General features: G+C 34.5%; 18 protein-coding genes (1 of these 18 cut by a window edge). 11 read left to right on the top strand and 7 right to left on the bottom strand.

What is annotated here, in order from left to right:
- A complete protein-coding gene (locus ACKTTV_RS06960) occupies window positions 1-711 on the bottom strand; it encodes a response regulator transcription factor (RefSeq protein WP_408030103.1) in 711 nt (236 codons plus the stop codon).
- A 386-nt stretch (window positions 712-1,097) separates the two neighbouring features.
- On the opposite strand from ACKTTV_RS06960, the gene ACKTTV_RS06955 reads away from it, so the two are divergent.
- The 8 genes from ACKTTV_RS06955 (at window position 1,098) to ACKTTV_RS06920 (ending at window position 9,847) form a co-directional block, all read left to right on the top strand.
- Window positions 1,098-2,621 carry a pyridoxal phosphate-dependent decarboxylase family protein gene (locus ACKTTV_RS06955; RefSeq protein WP_408030102.1) on the top strand — a complete coding sequence of 508 codons (1,524 nt, stop codon included), beginning with the start codon at window positions 1,098-1,100 and terminating at the stop codon, window positions 2,619-2,621.
- On the top strand, window positions 2,622-4,181 hold the full coding sequence (locus tag ACKTTV_RS06950; RefSeq protein ID WP_408030101.1) for a phenylacetate--CoA ligase family protein: 1,560 nt from the start codon (window positions 2,622-2,624) through the stop codon (window positions 4,179-4,181).
- An 11-nt stretch (window positions 4,182-4,192) separates the two neighbouring features.
- Window positions 4,193-5,752, top strand: coding sequence for a pyridoxal phosphate-dependent decarboxylase family protein (locus ACKTTV_RS06945; protein WP_408030100.1), 1,560 nt, complete (start codon window positions 4,193-4,195; stop codon window positions 5,750-5,752).
- 15 nt (window positions 5,753-5,767) lie between these two features.
- Entirely contained in the window at window positions 5,768-7,363 is a 1,596-nt protein-coding gene (locus tag ACKTTV_RS06940) for a phenylacetate--CoA ligase family protein (protein WP_408030099.1), read from the top strand.
- A gap of 247 nt (window positions 7,364-7,610) precedes the next feature.
- Window positions 7,611-8,027 carry a hypothetical protein gene (locus ACKTTV_RS06935; RefSeq protein WP_408030098.1) on the top strand — a complete coding sequence of 139 codons (417 nt, stop codon included), beginning with the start codon at window positions 7,611-7,613 and terminating at the stop codon, window positions 8,025-8,027.
- An 18-nt stretch (window positions 8,028-8,045) separates the two neighbouring features.
- Entirely contained in the window at window positions 8,046-8,864 is an 819-nt protein-coding gene (locus ACKTTV_RS06930) for a hypothetical protein (protein WP_408030097.1), read from the top strand.
- A gap of 11 nt (window positions 8,865-8,875) precedes the next feature.
- Window positions 8,876-9,289: a hypothetical protein gene (locus ACKTTV_RS06925; protein WP_408030096.1), complete on the top strand. Its 414-nt coding sequence runs from the start codon at window positions 8,876-8,878 to the stop codon at window positions 9,287-9,289.
- A gap of 3 nt (window positions 9,290-9,292) precedes the next feature.
- A complete protein-coding gene (locus tag ACKTTV_RS06920; RefSeq protein ID WP_408030095.1) occupies window positions 9,293-9,847 on the top strand; it encodes a hypothetical protein in 555 nt (184 codons plus the stop codon).
- A 939-nt stretch (window positions 9,848-10,786) separates the two neighbouring features.
- On the opposite strand, the gene ACKTTV_RS06915 is transcribed toward ACKTTV_RS06920, so the two are convergent.
- A complete protein-coding gene (locus ACKTTV_RS06915; RefSeq protein ID WP_408030094.1) occupies window positions 10,787-11,830 on the bottom strand; it encodes an alpha/beta hydrolase in 1,044 nt (347 codons plus the stop codon).
- Between the two features lie 143 nt (window positions 11,831-11,973).
- Window positions 11,974-12,384 carry a DUF2541 family protein gene (locus ACKTTV_RS06910; protein WP_408030093.1) on the bottom strand — a complete coding sequence of 137 codons (411 nt, stop codon included), beginning with the start codon at window positions 12,382-12,384 and terminating at the stop codon, window positions 11,974-11,976.
- Between the two features lie 580 nt (window positions 12,385-12,964).
- Here ACKTTV_RS06910 and ACKTTV_RS06905 point away from each other — a divergent pair.
- The 3 genes from ACKTTV_RS06905 to ACKTTV_RS06895 all read left to right on the top strand — a co-directional run bounded on the left by ACKTTV_RS06905 (window position 12,965) and on the right by ACKTTV_RS06895 (window position 18,219).
- Window positions 12,965-14,392, top strand: coding sequence for a hypothetical protein (locus ACKTTV_RS06905; protein ID WP_408030092.1), 1,428 nt, complete (start codon window positions 12,965-12,967; stop codon window positions 14,390-14,392).
- Between the two features lie 1,853 nt (window positions 14,393-16,245).
- Window positions 16,246-17,049 (top strand): hypothetical protein, encoded by an 804-nt coding sequence (locus ACKTTV_RS06900; RefSeq protein WP_408030091.1) that lies wholly within the window; start codon window positions 16,246-16,248, stop codon window positions 17,047-17,049.
- A 243-nt stretch (window positions 17,050-17,292) separates the two neighbouring features.
- On the top strand, window positions 17,293-18,219 hold the full coding sequence (locus ACKTTV_RS06895) for an AbiTii domain-containing protein (protein ID WP_408030090.1): 927 nt from the start codon (window positions 17,293-17,295) through the stop codon (window positions 18,217-18,219).
- 299 nt (window positions 18,220-18,518) lie between these two features.
- Here the strand turns inward: ACKTTV_RS06895 and ACKTTV_RS06890 are convergent, their stop codons facing one another.
- From ACKTTV_RS06890 to ACKTTV_RS06875, 4 genes are all read right to left on the bottom strand, one after another.
- On the bottom strand, window positions 18,519-19,244 hold the full coding sequence (locus ACKTTV_RS06890; RefSeq protein ID WP_408030089.1) for a hypothetical protein: 726 nt from the start codon (window positions 19,242-19,244) through the stop codon (window positions 18,519-18,521).
- A gap of 289 nt (window positions 19,245-19,533) precedes the next feature.
- The gene (locus ACKTTV_RS06885) at window positions 19,534-20,448 is read right to left on the bottom strand and encodes a PorP/SprF family type IX secretion system membrane protein (RefSeq protein ID WP_408030088.1); all 915 of its coding nucleotides are present in this window, start codon (window positions 20,446-20,448) and stop codon (window positions 19,534-19,536) included.
- 3 nt (window positions 20,449-20,451) lie between these two features.
- Complete coding sequence (locus ACKTTV_RS22845) at window positions 20,452-21,993, bottom strand: T9SS type B sorting domain-containing protein (RefSeq protein WP_456243520.1); 1,542 nt, start codon at window positions 21,991-21,993, stop codon at window positions 20,452-20,454.
- Window positions 21,994-23,053: 1,060 nt separating this feature from the next.
- Window positions 23,054-23,059 carry the final stretch of an HYR domain-containing protein gene (locus ACKTTV_RS06875; protein ID WP_456243519.1) on the bottom strand. 3,387 nt of this gene lie beyond the right edge of the window, so only the last 6 of its 3,393 coding nucleotides appear in the window; its start codon lies beyond the right edge, outside the window; the stop codon is at window positions 23,054-23,056.

Genomic DNA, 23,059 nt, shown 5'->3' with positions numbered 1-23,059 from the left:
CTAAAACGAAAACGTAGATTCCTTTACCTGAGATAAAAACAGTTCTTTATAAGCCCTTCCCAAAGGAAGTTTTTCTCGATTTACTTTTACATATTGACTTGAATATCCTTGAACATAGTCTTTATTAATTAAAATAGATTTATGTATTCTGATAAAAGCAGAAGGTAATAACTCTCTTAAGTTTGATAAAGATTTACGCACAAAATACTGCTTACCGCAACTACTAAAAAGTTTGATATAGGCTCCATCAGATTTCGCGTGACTAATTGTAGCCAGTGAAATTTGCTGTTGCATTCCTTTATATGAATAACTTAGATAAGAGTTGTTATTTCCAGAATTCAAGATGATTTCTATTTGAGCATAAATAGAATTTGTGGTATATGGAGGAATGATAAAAGTAGTAGGATTCGTTTCCTTTACACTATCAATAACATCTATAGACCCTTGATCCGAGATGTAAATATGCTTAAAGCTGTTTTTTTCTGATAAGTATTTTATCAAGTCGATTCCATCTGTTTTATTCGACTCGTTGAGATATAGATCAACCAAGAGTAAATCATATTTGTTTTCATCTGCAAGCTTTATAGCTTCTACCTCAGAAACAGCTACATCAACATGATAATAAGGTTTTCTTTCTAAGCTTTCTTTTAATCGGTAGGCAGACTCTGTTTTCTTTCTAATTATTAATATTTTCTTTACTTCTGTGTACAACTTTTTCAGTGTTAAATTGTTTGTATTCTATTAAGTAATTACATGAGCGTTTTAACTATGAACTTATAAAATCAAGTTGTTTTCCCATGTAACAATATCTCTTATGGTTAAGCTCGATTACTAAATTATTTAAATACCGAATTCGTTTTTTTTGAAATTCCTTAAGTGTTGGTATTTTGGGTTTAAGTGTTAATTTTTTTGATCTCTCGCGTTTTTTGTTGTTTGTAAACAAAAAGTTGTTGTTGGTGTCATTTATTCTTTAACAGTTTTTTTTTACTATAATTTTGACCTAGCACTACTGATAATTCTTTTGAGTTATTGAGTAGAATTTTCTTTTCGATGATGTAATTTCTATGAAAAGGAAAGCTATTAACTAACCAAACAACATGTATAAAAACAATCCTATTGATTCGGAGCTTATGCTCCTTGATCGTGATATATCTATACCTAAAACCCAAAAAGCTTTTGATGCTACAATTTTGAGGGAAGCCGTTTCTGTGGCAGTCGAAAAATTAAGCAAGAATATTAGCAATACTTCATTAAGAGGATTACAATTAGTTCAACCAAGTCGTTTGGAAGAATTGGTTGAAGAGTATACAAAGAGAACTCATAAAGATGCTAAGGAAGACATAAGCCTTAAAATCTTTGAGGAAATCATTGATTTATATGTTGCCACAGGAATCCCTGTGTATTCAACGGGATATATGGGAAGACAATTTTCAGGAGTGGTTCCCATTGCAGGATTAACAGACTTGCTGACATCAATGATGAGTCAGCCTTCGTCTTTTTATGAATCGGCTCAATTACCTAGTATTGTTGAAAAGGTTATTGCCAATGAGTTTGGAAGTTTATTAGGCTGGAAAAAAGATACCTATGATGTAGTTACCACTTCAGGAGGCTCTTTGGCAAACATAACCGCTTTGTTAACGGCAAGAAACTGTAAAGTTCCAAACTTCTATAACCTACATAGTTCGTCGGAAGGAATTCCTGCGGTGGCTATGAGTTCAGATGTTCATTATTCGGTAAAAAGAGCGGTGGGTATTCTTGGAATAGGAGAAGATCAAATTGTTTCATTACCTGTAAATACCAAAGGTCAGATATGTATGAGTCAGGCCGAGAGTAAACTAGCCGAAGCAGAAGCTAAAGGGCTGTCTGTTTTTTGTTTAGTGGCTTCTGCTGGAACAACTCCAGTAGGAGCAATTGATCTGTTGAACGATTTGGCAGAGCTGTGTAAAAGAAAAAACTATTGGTTACATGTCGATGGAGCACATGCTGGAAGTTTTTTGGTTTCAGACAAACTCAGAGGAAAATTACAAGGAATTGAGCTAGCCGATTCTTTTACCTTAGATGCTCATAAAACTATGTTTTTACCAGCTTCGTGTACCTTATTGTTCTACAAAAACAAAGAAGCTGCTCAACAAACTTTTTATAAAAAAGCAAGCTACATATTCGAACGCGATTCCAATAATTTAGACGGAGGTGAAAAGAGTTTTGAATGTACAAAAAGACCCATGATTATGAATCTTTGGATACCATGGGTATTGTATGGAAGAGAATTCTTTGCTCAAAAACTAGAAGAGCTTTGTGAAACCACAAAACAGGCTTATTATAAATTGAAATTAGAGAAAGACTTTTATCCACTGCACAAGCCAGAAGCCAATATTTTATGCTTCAGGTATTCTCCAGAAAACAGCAATGTGATCAAGGTAAAAGATTTACAATTAGCCATTAGAGATATTATAAAAGAAGATGGAAAGTTCTTTATCTCTAAAGTTGAAATTGAAGGAGAAACAGCTTTAAGAGTGGTGTTTATGAATCATGAAATTACCATGACACATTTCAATGAATTACTAACCGAAATTAAAAGAATAGGGGAAGATCTCGTATCAAACAATAAAAAACTACACTAAATGAGTAAGAAAGTGAAACCAGAAGCTGATTACAAGGCTTTCTTGAAAAAAATATACCCAGCGAGCCAACTAAAACCAAAATCTATTGATCAGGTATTAAAACTGCCTCGATTTTCCGAAAAGTTACATCAGGTAGAGGCACATTATAAAGGCGCTTCTTTCGATTCTTTAGATGTGACGATTCAAGATGAGGTGATCTTATTACGATTACAGCAAATAAAGAATATTTTAGAATTAAACCCACACTGGAAACAACGATTTGAAGATTTTGAAGTAACCAAACCTATCAAAAGTTTTGAAGATTGGCAAAAGTTACCAGTTACAGATAAGGCAACGGCAATTTCTTTTTTCTCTGAGGATAGAAAAGGAATGGTGGTTCCAATTGAAAATGGTGGATTCGAAATTGTAGCCAGTGGAGGAACGAGTACAGGAAAACCTTCGGAAACGGTTTTTTCTTTGAAGGAATTAGAAGATACCTATGATATTTCAGGGAAGTTTATGGCGAATCAATTGTTGAGTCGATTCTTTGATAAAAAAGATAAAGCGCCTTTGGTAACCACAACATATGCCGATTATCAATTGTGGAGTAGTGGAACTATGGTGGGTGGTGTTTTACAAAAAATACCAGGAGCTAATTATGTTGCTGCGGGTCCAATTGATAAAAAAATCTATCATTTAATGATGAATTACGAAGGACCAAAAGTGTTTTTAGGAACGACGGAACAAATTGGGACTCTTTATGAATATGGTGATGGTTTGGAGGAAGAGGCTAAAAATAGCCTTCGTTTGGCTTTGTATTGTAGCGGTTTATTGCCAGCTAAGAAGCAAGCAGAATTGAAATCGTTGTATCCGAATCTTGATATACTGAGTTATTTTTCTGCATCTCAAGCAGAAGCGATAGCCATTCAGTTAGATGTAAATGACAATGCATTAACCACAGTTCCAGGCTTACATTTTGTTGAGATTGTGGATGAAGATGGAAAATGGGTGGAAGAAGGAGAAGAAGGAGAGTTGGTCATTACACGATTGCATTGTAATGAAGCTCCATTAATCCGATTTAAACTAGGAGATAGAGCGATTAGATTGCCATTAAGAAATGAGAAAGAACTAAAAGCATTTCAATTTGAGTTTAGAGGAAGAAGTGGTGATGTAATTCATTTAGATGATCATCAGTTTTCAGCCTTAAATACCTACGAGTATTTAAAAAACGCATTAAAAAATCTATATGCTTTTGATGTTGATTTGATTGCTTCACATGTTCAAATTGTAAATCATAGAAAAGAAAGAAAATTGTCCATTTTACTGGCTTCAGAAAATGCTTTGGTAAATCAACAAATTATAGGAGGAAAACTAGGTGTGTATGGAATGCAATGTTTAGTGAAAGATGCATTGGTAAACTCAATGGGACTGTACAGCAAATCGTCAATCAACTTTGATACTGTCGAAAAGCTAGGCTATCAATTTGAGATAAAGTTCGTAGATATAGACTCACAAGAGATTCATAGAACAACGGTAGGAAAAGTACCATTTTTTAGAGATGTTATTGATTCCAATTTATAAGAAACTGAACGATGGAAGCAACAATTGAACAAAAAGAAATTGTAGAGCCGTATTCGACAATAACAAATGAGTTACAGGCAACATTGGTTGATTATAAAAAGGCATTTGATACCAATTTGTTTGAAGAACAATCGGAACTAATTCTTACAAAAATTGAGAATTATTTAAAGGATAGTAAAAATACCGTAAAGGGTGTTGATGTTCAGAACCCTCATGATTTAATGAAGGAAGTTTTGAGTATCATGAATTCAAGTAAGGATGCTAGCCTCAACGAAAAACTAAGTACTATTGTCGATTTGTATTTAAAAACAGGAGTTCAAGCGAATTCTCCTGGTTATATGGGAAGGCAGTTTTCATCAGTTTTTCCAATAGCAGGTGTTTTCGATTTTATAAGCTCTATGTTAAGTCAGCCCTCATCGTTTTACGAGGCAGCTCAGTTACCCAGTGTTGTAAGAGTTTTTATGGCGAAAGAATTAAACAAGTTTATCAAATATCCAGAAGATGAATTTGATATGGTAACTACCTCAGGAGGTTCTTTGGCAAATTTGACGGCTTTATTATCGGCGAGAAATTACTACTTCCCTGAATTCTGGAAAAAAGGAATTTTAAGTGTAAAACAAGGAGAAGTACCTGCCATTGCAGTAAGTGAAGAAGCTCATTATAGCATTATCCGAACAGTTGAAATGTTGGGGTTGAGTAGACATAATATTATCAAATTACCTACAAATTATAAGAAGCAGGTAGATATTTCACAAGTCGAAACGACATTATCAGAAGCAAAAGAAAACGGATTTAAAGTGTTTTGTATTGTAGCCAATGCAGCAACCACAGCAGTAGGTGCTTTTGATCCGATTGACAAACTAGCCGAGATTGCTGAGGAGCAAGACTGTTGGTTGCATGTTGATGGAGCACATGGTGCTAGTTTTTTGTTATCTGAAAAGCAAAGAGAAAAACTAAAAGGCATTCATAAAGCTGATTCCATTACTTGGGACGCTCATAAAATGATGTTCATTCCCGGAACTTGTAGCATGCTTTTTTATAAAGAAAAGCACAAAAGCAAGCTAGCTTTTCGCCAAAAAGCTAGCTATGTTTTTGAAGCCGAAGAAGACGAGTATACAAAATACGACGGTGCTAAAAAGAACATTGAGTGTACCAAAAGACCCATGATTATGAATTTATGGGGTGTTTGGACCTTTCACGGAGCATCGGTTTTCGAAGAGAAAATAGATTATCTATGTGATCTTACCCAAAGAGCGTATCAAGAACTCAAAAAAGAAGAGGATTTCGAAGTGCTTCATCATCCTGAGGCAAATATGTTGTGTTTTCGATACAAACCTTTACAAGAAGATCATACTCGAATTGCAGATTTTCAATTAAAAATTAGAAATCAACTTAAAGCAAATGGTAATTTCTTTATCTCAAAAGTAAGTCTCGATGGAGAAATAGCTTTAAGAGTGGTGTTTATGAATCATAACACCCAATTAAATCACTTTAAAACCTTACTAGAAGAAATTAAGGTAACGGGAAAAACAATTTTACAAACCTCTTTGAAGTCAGCAATGACTTTATAAAAACATAAGTTAACGATGAGCACGAATACTATTTCTACACCAGATACTTTAGAAAAGGAGGTGTCAACAAAACCAAAGAAAACAATAACCAAAAAAAATAATGATGCGATACATCTTGCAGAGCAGCTAATACCTAAAAAGGAGTTTTTGGTAAAAAGCCCTCAAGAAGTTAAAGAACAACCGCATTTTTATCATAAAATAAAGGAAGTTGAGGAGCTACTTGGAAAGAAGTTTTACGAGTTCGATTTTGATATTCAAGAAGCCATAGTCTTAAGAAGATTGCAACAAATGACCAACAATTTGTTTTTAAATCCTTTTTGGAAAAACAGATTGAAAGAGGCCGGAATCACCGAAGCCCCCAAAAGTTTTGAAGAATGGCAAAACATTCCATTAACAGATAAAGAAACCATGGTTGCCGCTTTTAACGGAAAGCGTGAAGGAATGATCATTCCTTTCAGTGAAGGTGGTTTTGAAATTGTAGCAAGTGGAGGTACTTCATCAGGAATCCCATTAGAAACCGTTTACGAATTAGAAGAACTTCAAGAAACCTACGAAATGGCGGGAGAATTTATGGGGAAGTTTATTACCGATAAATACCTTTCAAAAGAAGGACCAAAATGGATGGCTACAACTTTAGCCGACTACCAAATGTGGAGTAGTGGAACCATGGTAGGAGGTGTGTTGCAGAAAATTCCGAAAGTAAACTTTTTAGGTGCTGGACCTTTAAATACAAAGGTGTTTCAGCATATGATGTCTTACAAAGGAGAAAAAGCCATTATGTCTACTTCCAATGCAATTGCATTATTGGCTGATTTTGGTCGAGGGATGGATGAAGAAAGAAGAAATAGCTTTAAAATTGCCATGTATGGAAGTGGGTTGATGTCAAATAAACAAGAGGAAGCATTAAGAGAGGTATATCCTCAAGTTGAAATTCTCAGTTATTTTGCCGCTACTCAGGCAGAGACAATTGGTTTACAGCTAGACCATGCAAATCAGGCTTTATCAACCGTTCCAGGATTACACTTTGTTGAAATCGTTGATGAAAACGGAAAGTGGGTTAAAGAAGGAGAAGAAGGTGAATTGGTTATAACACGTTTGCATACCAATAAAGTTCCGAATATTCGCTATAAACTAGGAGATCGAGTAGTGCGATTGAAGCGATTGGATACTCCTGAACTGAAAACAGAACAGTTCTTGTTTAAAGGACGAAGTGGTGACGTGATTCATTTAGGAGATTCCCATTTTTCGGCACCAAAAGCTGAAAAGAAACTTTTTTCTACACTAGTAAAAGAAGGCATTCCATTAATAGAACAAGCTATTGAGATTCAATTTTCAAACGATCGAAAATCAAGAAAACTAACCTTGTTAGTTTCGGCGTTAAACGCGAACGAAATCCAAAAGAAGATTGTCGATTTAGGAGAAGAAGCCATTAACAATCTTTTTGTGGAGTCATTAATTCAATCCCTTCCATTGTTTAATACTTGGGAAGCGAACCGAGGTTATATTGAAAAAAGTAAGTATCAATTTTTTGTGAATGTTGTTGAAAAAGGATCGAAAGAAATTTTTAGAACAACTCATGGAAAAACACCATTAATTAGAGATAAATTTTAAACCTGAAAGCTGCATGATACTATCGAAATGGATAGAAGAAATGCATCATTTATACCATTTGGTATTAGAGTATATTTAAACAGAATATGATCTGAAAATTAGTGATTTGTGGTTCTGACGAAACATCGATTGAAGAGTTTATCGAGATAAATAATGAGATGGATGTAAAGTCACGGTTCATAAAGCATTTGTTTTTCAGGAAATAAAGTTTTTAAACATACTCTTAGATTAACTAACCAACAATACTATGTCAAATCAAATTAACATTATGATCATGGTAGATTCTATCAAGGCTTTGTTAGATCAAAGCCTTGAAGGAAACTGCGTAATGGTTGACGATAGCCCTTTTCCGAGCAAGAATCAGGGAGGGTCAAAACTGGTAACGTCTTGCGTACCCTATCAAAAAATACATTGGACTGTAAAAGCGGTTGATGTGCAAACACCCGTAAGTATCAAAGAAATTTCATTTTCATCAAACCCGTCAGAACCTCGAAACAACGACAATGAGAATTTAGATGCTTTGGTATGGACAGGAATTGTGCCTCGAGTTGGAGACCATGCTGTACAATATCATTACAATCTTGTGCTGCAAATTGGTAAAGGAGAAAAGAGTGTATTGGAAATCCAGACACCTGCATTAAAAATTTTACCAGGACATTATTAATCATTAAAAACGGAAATTATGAGTCAACAATTCGGAATTATGGTGATGGTCGATGTGAAAGCGGCTTTAAAAACCAAAAATTTGCAGGAGCATGTGTACCTAATTGGAAACATGAAAGATTTTGGATCTCAAAACGAAGGAACGAATCATTTAGTATCAAAAGTAAATGGAACCTACTGGTATGATGGAAGTCAGGCAGGAGAGGAAGTAATGAACTGGTTAGCAATTGATATTAATGATTTACCAAGATCTGTGCAAAGATCGGCACATACAAAAAGTAAAACCATTGAGTCAGTATTGAGTAAACTTCCTTTACTAGATAGCAAAAATCTAAAAGGAGGAAAGGCAAAAGAAGCCCAAGATGATCAATTAGTAGATTTAACAAATCACTTAAAAAAGAGTACAATGGGTACTACAGGTCTTCATATAAGTACTGATGCTAAAACAGGTCTTCAAACTGAGTGGCCTTTGATAAATACCAAGGGAGAGCTGGTTGAAAAAGTAGCAGGAAATAAAGATGAAATCGTGTATCATCCGCCTATCATAACCAATATTACTGGAGAAGCAGTTGATCTTGGTATTATGTTTCCTGCGCAATATGGATCGCCAAATTTTTCAACAGAAGGGTGGTATTGGTGTGCAACTGTAAATACTGCCCACGAAGGACAGTTCTCGTATACTGTTCATGTGTCCTTATTTGATTTAATAGAAGAAACAAAAAATACACCAGCCTATTGGAAGCCTGTAAACATGTCGTTTGATGCATCCATTCTTATTTCAAGAGATCCAATGAAAAACGGATTCACTGGAGCTGGAGATTCCTATTTACCAATTTAATAACAAGAAACATGAGTATTATAAGTATAAAAGCAATTGTAGATGTTGTTGCTGTATTGTCAAACAACACGCTTGATAAGAACCTATATCTTATGGATAACAATAAGTTAAATGGTTCAAATAATGAAGGAACAGCCAGCTTAGAAACGGCCATTCAAAAAGGCGATGAGCTGGTATGGAGTACTTTTGGTTTGGAAGTGGAATCCTATGTGGAAATAAACACCATCAAAGTAAATAAAACCTATATTACAGAACCCGTAAAATCGTATTACGACGGGACCAACATTCCTTATTGGACGGCTACAGTATTAAAAGCACCTACCAAAAAAATGGGCTATACAATCGATTTTAATGTAGGCGATACAAAAACTGTATTTTCTATTACTAATGGACCAAGTATTAAACCAATCATCAAAAAGAAATAAGGCATGGCAACAAAAGATAGTAAACGATTGGGAGTTGCTAACGGAATTCAATTGAATATTGTTAGTACCATCGATTTAAAAACGATTTATAGAACAAAGTCTTTGGAAGATGCTGTGTATTTAACGGATAACTCTTTTCACAGTGAAAACAAAGGGACACCAGCCTTAGAAACAGTTTGTACCCAAGGACAGGTATTAAACTGGCTGTTGTATCCGGTAAATATGGATGAAATGGTGAATCCGTATATCTACAATCCTTCAGCGAGAATCAGTAATATCGTTTTTCTTCATGAAGATGGGACTGTGGTGAATGAGAAAATCTGTGATAACCTAGAGCCATATGGAACTCAAGAAAAAGGAAGACCTTATTTACAACCACCTATTTTCTATTATTGGGCAGGTGCAGTAAAGGCAAATTTAGCACCTGGAAAATATCGATACCGATTAATCTTTGAAGTAGATAATCCGTATTTACCGGGAGTAAAAAACTATTACAATCTTGATAGCTTAAGTTTAAATGTAGTTCCGTTAACAAGTGAAGGAAAAGAGTTTTCTTAATTCATGCCGACCTGTCAGTTCGAGTGGTTTTTGCAAAGTGTTAACGAAGCAAAAAGTGTATCGAGAACAGATTTAAACTAAAAAATATTGTTCGAGTTTAATCAACGAGAAATAAAAAGCTTCAAAATACAATGTTTCAATTGTTGTTTTTGAAGCTTTTCTTTTTCAGTATGTCATTTCGAAGGAGGCAACGACTGAGAAATCTGATTCCTTATTGGAGTTTTTGGTTAGAGTTCAGCGTCATTCCAAATTTATTTCGGAATCCCATCCTACTTAGAACAATTGTCAATTAACAATGATCACTGATTACTTAAAATTCCAGTTCTGTCATTTCGAAGGAGGCAACGACTGAGAAATCTCTCTGTTGTTTTATAGCTAATGTTTATTCAGATTTCTCCTAAGGTCGAAATGACGTGGAACTCAAAATTCAAAATTGAGAATTAAAAAAGACATCTCGATACAATTTTTCTTCCTGTTTCTCAGAAAAATCACTCGATGTGACAACAAACGAATTGCCCGCTGGATTGCCGCCTTTCTAATGGACTGTCAGTTCGAGTGGTTTTTGCAAAGTGTTAACGAAGCAAAAAGTGTATCGAGAACAGATTTAAACTAAAAAATATTGTTCGAGTTTAATCAACAATAAATAAAAAGCTTCAAAACACAATGTCCAATTGTGTTTTGAAGCTTTTCTTATTATTTAAAATACACAAAAATCAAGGTCCAGCGTCATTCCAAATTTATTTCGGAATCCCATCCTACTTAGAACAATTGTCAATTAACAATTATCAGTGATCACGGATAATTCCAGTTATGTCATTTCGAAGGAGGTAACGACTGAGAAATCTTTTTGCTATTTAATGTACTGATGTTTATTCAGATTTCTCCTAAGGTTGAAATGACGCCGAATTCAACATTCATCATTCAAGATTAAAAATTATTTTACTCAACATTCAACCCCTGTCTTTGTGTAAGGAAATCAAAAGACAAGTCTGACAAACTCTTTCCATTTACTGTAGCATCCCAAGCACCATGACCAGCCCCTTCTAAAGGAACAAGCTCATTATAAATACCTAAAGAATTATAGATACTATTTAGCTCAGTAGCTTCTGAATACGTAGTTGTAGGATTTTGGTCGTTTGTACCATGTGCCAAGAATATTTCTGGATCGTTACTATCATAAGGATCCACATTGTATATCGATCCGAAAAGCTCTAGTTTTACATTAGATCCCCAAAAGTAAACCATACTTTTTACCGTATAACTTTCATTTAGATTCGTCGAAGAAAGGGTAGCATCATCAGTAACAGAAATTTCATCTCTAAAATCATCCTGATCTGAAATACCTAAAGCTACTGTTGAAATTGCCCCCGCAGAAGCACCACCTACGGTAATGAAATCAGGGTTAATATGATACGTGTTTGCATTGGCAACAAGCCATCGAAGAGCCGCTTTAGCATCTCTTTGTGCCATATACATTGCAACACTAGTAGAAACATCGCCAGGAGATGATGCATTTTCTATGGAGAAATTAATCCATTCTTCAGGAGCAAGCCCTTTATAAAATGCCAAAACCTGTTCTTGAGTCATGCCCGAAATATTTCCTAACTCTTCCGTGGTTCTATAATCAATTGAAGCGAATACCCATCCTCTCGATGCAAAGTACTGCGCCATATCTTGAATTTCAGGTTTTGCTTTGGTACCTCCTTGAAATCCACCACCATGAATAAACATATAAACAGGTCTATTGGTATCATTATTATCAGGATAGTAAAGGTCTAATTTTAACGAAATGGAAAAAGGAGCAGTGCTATTTGCATTATGACTCAACCCATTGGCATAGGTAATGTCTTCATCCTTTAAAACGTTATACGACGACGCACTTTTTACAACAGGAACGCCATTCTCAGGGGTAACCGATTCGTTTTTATCGCAAGCCGTAAGTAGTAAGACAGCGAAAATGGTTAGATATGTTATTTTCTTCATGATAAAATGTTTTATTCTGTTTTATGTAGTACGCTTGTATTTTTTGAAACTTTAAAAACCACCAACAAGTAGTGTCAGTGGTTGAATATGTGATTCTTTTTCAGTGATATTATATGCTCATAAGCTCAATGTCGAAAGTATTATTACCCTCTTTTACCTGCAACATGCACTGTAGCTTTTCGTTTACTACGATTTTTAGTATCGTACCAAAAAGTAATTTTTCTAATTTTTCTTTTGTTCCCTTTTAAATCGATCACTCTTGAAGTAGCCCCTCTTTTAAAATGAAACTTTAGCGGAATATTATCTGTACTACCGTTTCCATAAGTTACTAACATTTTTCTCATATTTACCGCACCTCCAGTAACCTTTATTTTTAGTTTTGTAAAGTTACCCTCATTTGCACCCACTACGATAACATCCTTTTCAATTCCCCAGTTCACTTTTTTACTACCTAAATGTATCCAGTCCCTTTTTAAATCGATGTTAGAAGTTGTAAAACTCGATAATCCTACAAAAAGAAAAAGGACCATTGCAATACGTAAAATATTTCTCATTATTAATGATTTTTATGTTATTCAATTGATTAGACCTTAAAAGTTAAAAAAAGTTGTTTTTTTTCTGAAATTTATCGATCAAATGCTTTTAAGTGTTGATTTAGTGTTGTTTGATGAGGTGTTAAACATTGTCAGTGAACAACGATTATTGAGAGCTGAAAACTGAAAAATCACAATTAAAAAAGATACAACATTGATCATTCGAAAAACGTTCATACTAGAAAATCGAACGCTGAGTATTAAATTTTAAGTGTTGACGGAAGTCTTTAAGAAGGATTGGATAAAAATTTTTAGGTTAGCCACTTAAAGCTAAAGTAATACTAAAATTAACCAAAATTAGACAAAAAAGGAATAAAGATTTATACAGTGCAATATTTTAAGTGGCAAACTTTTGTATAATGTTTTTAAGCTTTTTTCTAAGAAAAGACTTCCCTTTTTTAGCCATTGCTTGTTGGAAGTACTTCTTATCTGAGTTGTGATTATGCTGAGGTATTGGACTTGATTTTGGGTAATTATGAAGAGTGATAACAAAAATTACAGATATATTATATAAAAACTTAACTAACAAAACCAATAGATTATGAATAAAACAAAACATTTTATAGGTATAACTATTTTGATGTTATTAACATTAGTTTCATGCAAAGAAACGAAAAACGAAAAGGCAACTGTCAAAGAAGAATTAGCTACCTATGCAAAACAAAAGATTAGTACTAAATGTTTAGCAGATTCGGTATGGTTCGCAACCAATCCAACAACGGGAAAAAGAAAAACGCCTGCACCTAAAGAAGATATTTCCAGCGTTTTTGGAAATAATGAAACCGTATCTAACTGTGACTTTCATCAATGGTCTTGGCAAAAATTTCTTTGGTTAACGAATGATGTTTCAGGAGAACCATTATTTATGAAAAATCTAATTCAAGTAGATAACCAAAATACTCCCGTAGCCGAGGTTGGAAGCAGTAAAATTATTCTTTCTGCTAAAGAAAACCGTCAAGCTACTGGAGATATTCTTAGATCAAATAGTGCTTTTAGCAAGGATAATACCAGTTACGATGTGTATTATTCTATTCATGTAGACAGTACATTGTATAATAGTATTAATAAATATGCTAAAATGGATAAGAACCAATATGTAGATGTTTCTTTTCCTGTAGGAGCTTTAGAATTAAAAGTTGCTTGGGTAGATGCTAAAGCTATTAAAGATACAAGTTCTTATTTTTTAACAAATGCTTCCATAGCAGGAAAAGACACTCAAGTAGCGTTGTTAGGAATGCATGTTGTAGGTATTGTGTATAATCATCCAGAATTTGTTTGGGCTACTTTTGAACATGATGACCTAGTACCTTATTACGATTGGGAAAAAACTACAACCTCAGATATACCAGTTACTTCAGAAACAAATAAATTATTTTTCAATAAGAATGCTACAGCTACTATTGCCAACCTTGCTAGTCATTATAAAGATCCATCAAAAGATAGTTTAAATGTATTTGCAGTAAATAAATATGGAGTTCCTCGTCAAGCTAAAAATACTTTCTTAGATACGAGTCAAAAAGGAGCAGAAAACTATAATAATATTGACGAAATCAACAAAAGTGTTAAATCACAACTTAATGATATTTGGAATAATTATTTTTATAACGGTTCTATTTGGGTTGATACAGAGGGATATAAATACCCAACTGAGCAAGCTCAATTATTAAATACTTTAGGTGATACTTTAAGTAATTCAGCTCCTGGTAAATTAACAAGAGGTTCTGTTGCTGCCTATAATATAACCATGGAAACCTATGAACAATTAGGATTTTCGCCTCCTGCTCATATCTATCAACAATCAGTGGCTACATTGGGTAATTGCTTTTCTTGTCATAGTAGTGATAACTCTCCTTTAACTTTAAGTCATGTGTTTAATGGAGCTGTACTTAAAGCTAAAAATAAAACTAAAGAAGAAACCAAACAAAAACACCTAAATGAAATAGTTGAATTTATAAAGAAACTGAAATAGGTTAGAGCTATGATATGCGATTGATCCGTTAATCGTATTGCTCATTCATTTGATGAAAATCAATATAAATGATTTTTTTGATGAATTTTTAAAACAAGAATAGCAAATTTACTTGTTAAACTTTTATGACTAAAAGACCTAAAATTTAAACAGATTACTTCAAATGAAGGTTGTCCACCTTAAGCCATGCTAGTACTCAACGATGTAGATTGCTAGCAAAGCTGGGTGTGACCAAATACACGAAATCATAAATTGAATAGAATTGAAATATTCAAATCTCCAAAATTTTTGAGAAAATCATAATAGTTTAAGAAGTTACAAATACTAATTATTTTGGACGATCTGATTTTTTAAGTACTTGTCATGAACAAATACTTAAGATGGGATTAAATATTGATTACTTATAACTGATACTTGAGCACTTTTCGAAATAAAATTATGATTCAGATTATAATTCATTTCGAAGAAGGCAACAGCTGAGAAATCTCACTACTGTTTTTATGTTGAAGAATCTGTTTAGATTCCTAATGTCAAAATGACGAGAAACTCAAAATTCAACATTATAATCATTATTCTTACTTGCTAATCTAAAGGCTGGTATGACTTCGGGGACTGTCGAGAGCTTCCCAACCATGCTGGCACGACTTCAGGGAACGCCGAAAGCTACCTGCCCAAGTCAGGAAGAGTTCAGGAATAAAAACCATAAACAATGAGTAATAGTGATCAAAGAATAAATAGCATCATTGATAACAGTACACTGATAATTGAAATTCCAGTTCTGTCATTTCGAAGAAGTTAACGACTGAGAAATCTCATCACTTTTTTATGCACTGATGTTGATGTAGATTTCTCCTAAGGTCGAAATGACGCGGAACTCAAAATTTAAAATTAAAAGGAATTACCGAATCCTTTCCCAGCCTCACTGGCATGACTTCGGGGATTGCCGAGAGCTTCCCAACCACGCTGGCATGACTTCGGGGATTGCCGAGAGCTTCCCAACCACGCTGGCACGACTTCGGGGACTGCCGAAAGCTTCCCAGCCTCGCTGGCACGACTTCGGGGACTGCCGAAAGCTTCCCAGCCACGCTGGCATGACTTTGAGGATTGCCGAAAGCTTCCTGCCCACGTCAGGAAGAGTTCAAGAATAAAAACCATAAACAATGAGTAATAGTGATCAAAGAATAAATAGCATCATTGATAACAGTACACTGATAATTGAAATTCCAGTTCTGTCATTTCGAAGAAGTTAACAACTAAGAAATCTGATTGTTTATTGGAGTTTTTAGTTTAAGTTCAGCGTCATTCCGAATTTATTTCGGAATCCCATCCTACCATGAACAATTGTCAATTAACAATTATCAGTGATCACAGATAATTCGAGTTCTGTCATTTCGAAAGAGGTAACGACTGAGAAATCTCTCTGTTGTTTTACAGCTAATGTTTATTCAAATTTCTCCTAAGGGCTAAATGACGCGGAACTCAAAATTCAACACTTAAAATTTAAAATTAATAATTAAATAAGAGGTGTTTACGGGAAACCGTAAGGAAATTACATTCATTTTTTTTAGGTTAGCAACACAAAGAAAAAGCAAACTAAAAAATTAACGAGATTACTACAAAAGAGATGAAACTATATTATAACGAATAATTTTAGTAATACATCATAAGTACAACTTCAACAACTCTTTCTTAAAAAAAGGATTTCCCTTTTTAGCCGCTGCTTTTTTGTAATAGAATAAAATAATTAACCAAAGGATAGATACATAGAAATATGCGTTTATCATGGAATATACGTAACAAAGATAATAGTTGTGTTATAGGAAATATGACTAGTCGGAAAATATTAAAACTGAATGACATTAATAATATCTTGGATTGGAGTTGATGATAAAAAAGATGGGAAAGAAATTTCATCCATTTACATTGCTTCTGATAGCAGATATACTTGGGGAAGCTCTGAAAAATTTGATAACGGAATCAAGGTTTTTGGCTCCATTAAATTTCCTGAAATATTTGGCTTTTGTGGTGATGTACTATTCCCTTCTATAGTTTTAGGGCAACTTATTCCTCAAATAGACAACGGAATTTTAATTGATGAGTTAAATAATTGTAAATGTAAGAATGAAAAAGTTTTCAAATTCATCTCTTCTTCATTCGAAATGTATCCCAAAAAAATTCTAGGGAACTCGTTTACAATCTTACACGGAACAAGATTTGGTAAAAAGTTTAGGCTCTTTAAAATATCGTACACAGCCATTAATGGATTACAAAACCAAGAAATAGAACTTCCAAGGATTTCAACGAAAGTTTTTACTGGTGGTTCAGGGAGTCAAGAATTTAACAAAAATTGGTTAAAATGGAATGAGGAAAGGCACAATGATTATGGGACAAGTCGTGCAGTTTATCATTGTCTAGACCAAACTTTAAAAAACATAAAAGATAAAAGGACAGGAGGTCTACCTCAAATAGTAGGTTTGTACAGAGTTAAAAATACTCGACTATTTGGAATAATCGAGAGAGGAACTAAATATGTGTACGGAAAAGAAAGTTCAGAGGATATATATTCAACAAAGATTGAATGGCGAAACGAAAATTTTGAAAGAATGAATCCGAATACATTGAAAATATTGGAAGGGGCTCAAAGGCAACCTTCATGAAGAAGCAACTCCCTGGCTCTCCACAAATTTTAGATTAGTGACAATTTGGGGAGGTCGAGGTGGCGGGTAGTTTAACTACTACCTTCAGGGTATTAAGAAAGCTACTGTGGTGTAATTAGATAGCACATCCACAACTAAGTGGAAGGTCCCGGGGCGGAACCGGGCTGCTTTTTAAAACAAATAAAAACGTTTGCCAACAAAACCTTTAAACAATAGCATCCTTTGGGGCGTTAGATACAATTTATGAAACTTATCAGCCAAATAATAAACGAACTAATTGAAAGCGAAAAGTCGATAAATGGTGCTTTACTTAAAACTAAAGTACTGGCTAGTCGAATACAGAATAAAGAGCTATTAGATTGGGTAAACCGAGAACTCAATGGTTATTCGTCTACAAAAGATTTACCAGAATATCGAAAGAATATAACTTCTTATTTAAAAGGAAATTATGTTAATGGAAATGTTAAATATACGAACCAACCAATTCCGACAATTGGACTCGATGAAATTTTCCAAAAAAAACTACAATCAACCGAATTTCAAGATAGCATTACCGCTTTAGAAAATCTAATAAACAAAAATGATTCTTCAACTTTAGCTTCACCTTTGAGAGCAGAAATAGTTGGGATGATTGAAGAAAATTGGATAGAAATGGGGAATCCCTACCTTCAATTAATGAATGTCAGTAAAATAATTTCAAAAAGTGCAATTGTAGAAGTTGTGTCTAAAGTTAGGAATAAACTTTTAGATTTTATGCTTAAAGTTGACGAGGAGTTTGGGGGATTTACAGAAATTAAAGATTTAAAAGAAAAACAAAAAGAAATATCAACTATTATGAACCAAACAATAATTAATACATCTGGAGACGGAAATGTTGTAAATACTGGAGATAAGAATAAAGTAAATGCAAAAATCATTATTGAAAAAGGAAATAAAGATGCTTTGGCTAAACGTTTACAAGAAAATGGAGTTTCAGAACAAGATACAGCTGAATTAATAAAAATTATCGACACGGAAGAACCAAATTCTGAAAATAAAACATTTGGAAAAAAAGTCAATGATTGGACCAAAAAGATGATTGGAAAAGCTGTTGATGGAAGTTGGAATATTGGTTTAGGTGCGGCTGGTAGTCTTTTAGCGGAAGCAATTGGGAAATATTACGGAATTTAAAATTGTGTTTAATAATGTTCCCTACTAGCGCTCGATTATGTCGAGCGCCTTCAATGCTGAGAAAAACCTAATATATTTTCTAATAACTCTTTAAGTTGTAATAATAATGGTTTTGAAGCGATAAAGTAAATTTACTAAGATAAAAACATGATGCTGCAAGCACCCGTCAAGGACGAGCGCTAACAGGAACATCAACTATTGAAAACTAAATTATAATTATGTATTGTTTGAAGCTTGTTTAAAATCAAATACTAGTTTGATGTACGATTTTATATTAGGTAATGCTGTTGTTTATTTTACTATTCAGTATGACCATCAGTTATAGGTGTTTCAGTTGGAGAAACTACATTGTTATTTGGAGTGTCACTAAGACTTGGTTTCAATAAACGGCCAACTATAATACGTTGTTTAATGTCTTTATAATTTCCAGCTTCGTCAGTAATACGGTAAGTTCTGGTAATGGTTTCAGGGTTACTCATTTTATCGCTTACATCTCCAATAAAAGTAACTTTAGATTCCGCGTAACAATTGTCAATAGGATCAACGGTGTATATATCAGCTGGTGGAATATCATTAGTATCGTTAACCATAATATCCGCTAAAGGAATGGCTGTTGGTTTAATAGTATCATGGATAATGATTCTTTGTCTGAGATTAATAAAGTTTCCAGCCTCATCACTCACACGATAAACTCTTGTAATGGTTTGCGGGTTGCTTAGTCCGTCACTGCTATCATTCAAAAAAGTTATCGTAGGAGTTTTTGTACGGTTATCAGTTGCATTCTTTACTACCGAAATATCTGGATCAGGAAGGTAGGTAAAACAACAAATCTTAACATCAGGGAGTTTATCCGCTGTAGGAGGTGTGGTATCTTTAGTAGCCTGGGGGGCAATAGTGTTTATTTCCTCATTAGAGTTGCTAACATCAAATTCTTGAGCTTTGATGTTAGAAGTGTACAAAATATTTAAAAACGTTAGTACGATTAAGTATTTATAAGCTGGCGTATTTTTGGCGCTATTTTTCATAATTAAAACAGTAGTTAGTTCGAGTCAAAATTACTGCTGTACTTAAGATTTAATGTCACTACAAACAGTGTTTTTAGTAGTGTTGTGTACCCCTGTTTTCAGGGGTGGTGTTTTTACCAGTATTGGTATTTTATGTTTTTAGTTTTACTTACACGCTAGCGCTCGCCTTTGACGAGTGCCGTCACAGTTAAGAAAAGTTATCTTGTATTTTATTTAAGAAATGTGTAATGAGCACTCGTCAAAGACGAGCGCCAACCTATGGTAATACAGCATTTGAATTGTAAGTTATTTATCTAAAACTAAATCCTTCATTCAATCGGAAGTTTAATACAATACCATGGGTACTCATTGGATTGTTATCTAGTGCTTGATTATAGTTATAAGCAACTCTGCAATTGTTGGATATTCTAAACCCTGCAAGAAAATTCACTGAAGCATTTGTTCTATATCCTACACCAACTTCAAATTTGTTTTTGTAGTTGATTTTTGTGTTTAGATCTACTTGCATTGGAGCTCCAGAAACATATTTGATAAGCATGCTTGGATTAATCATTATTTCTTTAAATCGAGTTGCAAAAAAACGATATCCTGTTAATAGGTAAAAAGGACTTGAGATGTTCACATTGTCTTCAGATGATAACGAATCTCCTAATAAATTGGGTGCAGAAAACCCAATATAAATTCGCTCTCTGTTATAAAATACTCCAGCTCCTATGGTTGGTACAAGAGCGTTGATGTTTCTGGCAAACTTAGGGTCGTTTTTTATTTCTAACGACAATAAATCTTCACCATAAATAATCATTCCACCCGTTATTCCAAAAGACAATACATGAGGATTATAGTCCCACCAAGTACTACGATCAGAGTTAAAAAACAACTTATAAGAATAAGCTCCGAAGATGTTGGTCATACGGCTAACTCCAATTTGATCGCTATACACGCCACCCCCCAAACCAACATTTTTTGCGTTTGTTGGGGTATTAATGCTCAAACCAATATTTCTAGGACTTCCTTCAATACCATTTAAATGTCCTCGAGCATTTACGATGATGTCGGTACTTTCATAAAAACCTGCATGGGCTGGATTGAATACAACACTGTTATAATTGTAATCGGCGAAAATGGGAGTCTGTTGTCCTAAAATGCTATGTAAAAAACCTGTCGATAGGATTATCGATATAAGTACTATAAATCGTATGTTCATTGCTTAACGTTTTAAAACAAGAAATCCTGTTTGTTCTTTTTGATGTTGTGGATGGTCAATTTTTATTTGAAAGAAATACGTACCTTCTGGAAGTGCATCGGCTCCTAAGCTTCTTTTTTTATTGGCAATTCCTCTAAAAACATTGGAAGAATTGTTATAGTTAGCAATTTCAAAAACCAAATCGCCCCATCTGTTGTAAATCGACACTTTGTTTTCGGGATAATTTTCAATACCAGGAATTTCCCAATACTCATTTATACCATCACCATCAGGAGAAAAACCGTATTTGTCTTTAATTATGTTTACATTTTCTATAGTAATACTGAAGCTACAAGTGCTAGTATTCCCTTTTATATCTGTTGCTTCGAATGTTATGATAGTAGTTCCTATAGGGAATTCAGATCCAGAAGGTAATCCTGCTATTTGATTAATAGTAGCAGTAGAACAATTGTCGATAGCGATAGGAAAATCATAATGTACGATAGCTGTTGATAAACCTCCTTCTGCATTTTGAATAATATCATTTGGACATTGGATCTGAGGTGCTATCGTATCTTGTACAAAAATGGTTTGTGTAACATCAATAAAGTTTCCTGTTTCATCCGTAACGCGATAGGTTCTTGTAATCGTTTCAGGATTATTGGCTCCATCACTTACATCACTAATAAAAGTTACAATTGGATTTGTAGTACAGTTGTCAGCAGCATCAGTTATTATGTTGATATCCGCAGTAGGGATATCATTAGAACAAGTCACCGTTATGTCGGTAGGATTGCTTGCTGTAGGATTGATATTGTCCTGTACAAAGATAGTTTGTGTAACATCAATAAAATTTCCTGTTTCATCTGTAACACGATAGGTTCTTGTAATCGTTTCAGGATTATTAGCGCCATCACTGACATCACCAATAAAAGTTATTGTTGGATTTGAAGTACAGTTATCGGCAGCATCGGTTATTATGCTAATATCTGCCGTAGGAATATCATTAGAACAAGTTACTGATATGTTCGCAGGATTGCTTGCTGTTGGATTTATTGCATCCTGTACTAAGATAGTCTGTGTAACATCAATAAAGTTTCCTGTTTCATCCGTAACACGATAGGTTCTTGTAATCGTTTCAGGATTATTAGCGCCATCACTGACATCACCAATAAAAGTTACGCTTGGATTTGCAGTGCAGTTATCAGCTGCATCAGTTATTATGCTGATATCTGCTGTAGGAACGTCATTAGAGCAAGTTACCGAGATGTTCGTAGGATTGCTTGCCGTTGGATTGATAGTATCCTGTACTATGATTGTTTGTATAACATCAATAAAGTTTCCTGCTTCATCAGTAATACGATAGGTTCGTGTAATCGTTTCAGAACGACTAACACCACCATCACTGATATCACTAACAAAAGTTATGGTTGGATTTGTAGTACAGTTATCAGCGGCATCGCTTACAACAGTAATATCAGGAACAGGAATGTCATCAGAGCAAGTTACTCTTATGGTAGGAGGGTTACTTGCCGTTGGGTTGACATTATCTAGTACGATAATCATTTGTGTAAGATCAATATAATTTCCTGCTTGATCCGTAATACGATAAGTTCTGGTGATAGTTTCTGGATTACTACCACCGTCACTTATCTCACTTACAAAAGTAACCACTGGATTAGCGGTACAGTTATCGGTTGCATCACTTATGATGGTTATATCGGGAGTGGGAATGTCGTCGGAACAAGCAACTGTAATATTGGGAAGGTTACTTGCCATTGGATTTATGGTGTCTTGTACTAAAATTGTTTGCGTAACATCAATATAATTTCCTGCTTGATCCGTAACACGATAGGTTCTAGTAATAGTTTCGGGGTTGCTCGCTCCATTGCTCACATCTCCAACGAAAATCACTGTGGGGTTTAGAGTACAATTATCAGCTTCGTCATTAATAATATTTATGTCTGGAATAGGAATTTCAGAAAAACAAACTACCGTAATGTTTGGAGGGGTACTAGCCGTCGGGTCAACAGTATCCATTACTACGATAGTTTGTGTTAAATCGATATAATTCCCCGCTTGATCTGAAACACGATACGTTCTAGTGATGGTTTCAGGATTTTGAACACCATCACTTACATCACCGATAAATGTTACTGTTGGATTAACAGTACAGTTATCAGCCTCATCAGTAACAACAGTTGTATCGGGAACAGGAATGTTCGAGGAACAAGCTACCGTAATATTTGGAAGGTTACTAGCCGTCGGGTCGACAGTATCCGTTACTACGATAGTTTGTGTTATATCAATAAAGTTTCCAACTTGATCTGTAACACGATAGGTTCTGGTAATGGTTTCAGGATTTTGAAGCCCATCACTTACATCACCAATAAATGTTACTGTAGGATTAACAGTACAGTTATCAGCTTCGTCAGTAACAACAGTTGTATCGGGAACAGGAATATTAGCGGAGCAAGCTACCGAAATATTTGGAAGGTTACTAGCCGTCGGGTCAACAGTATCCATTACTACGATAGTTTGTGTTAAATCGATATAATTCCCTGCTTGATCTGAAACACGATAGGTTCTGGTAATGGTTTCAGGATTTTGAAGCCCATCACTTACATCACCG

The organism is Tenacibaculum xiamenense, from assembly GCF_964513065.1.
Taxonomy (GTDB): domain Bacteria; phylum Bacteroidota; class Bacteroidia; order Flavobacteriales; family Flavobacteriaceae; genus Polaribacter; species Polaribacter xiamenense.
The sequence above is the reverse complement of the archived record's forward strand: the minus strand, read 5'-3'. Positions and strand labels throughout refer to the sequence as shown.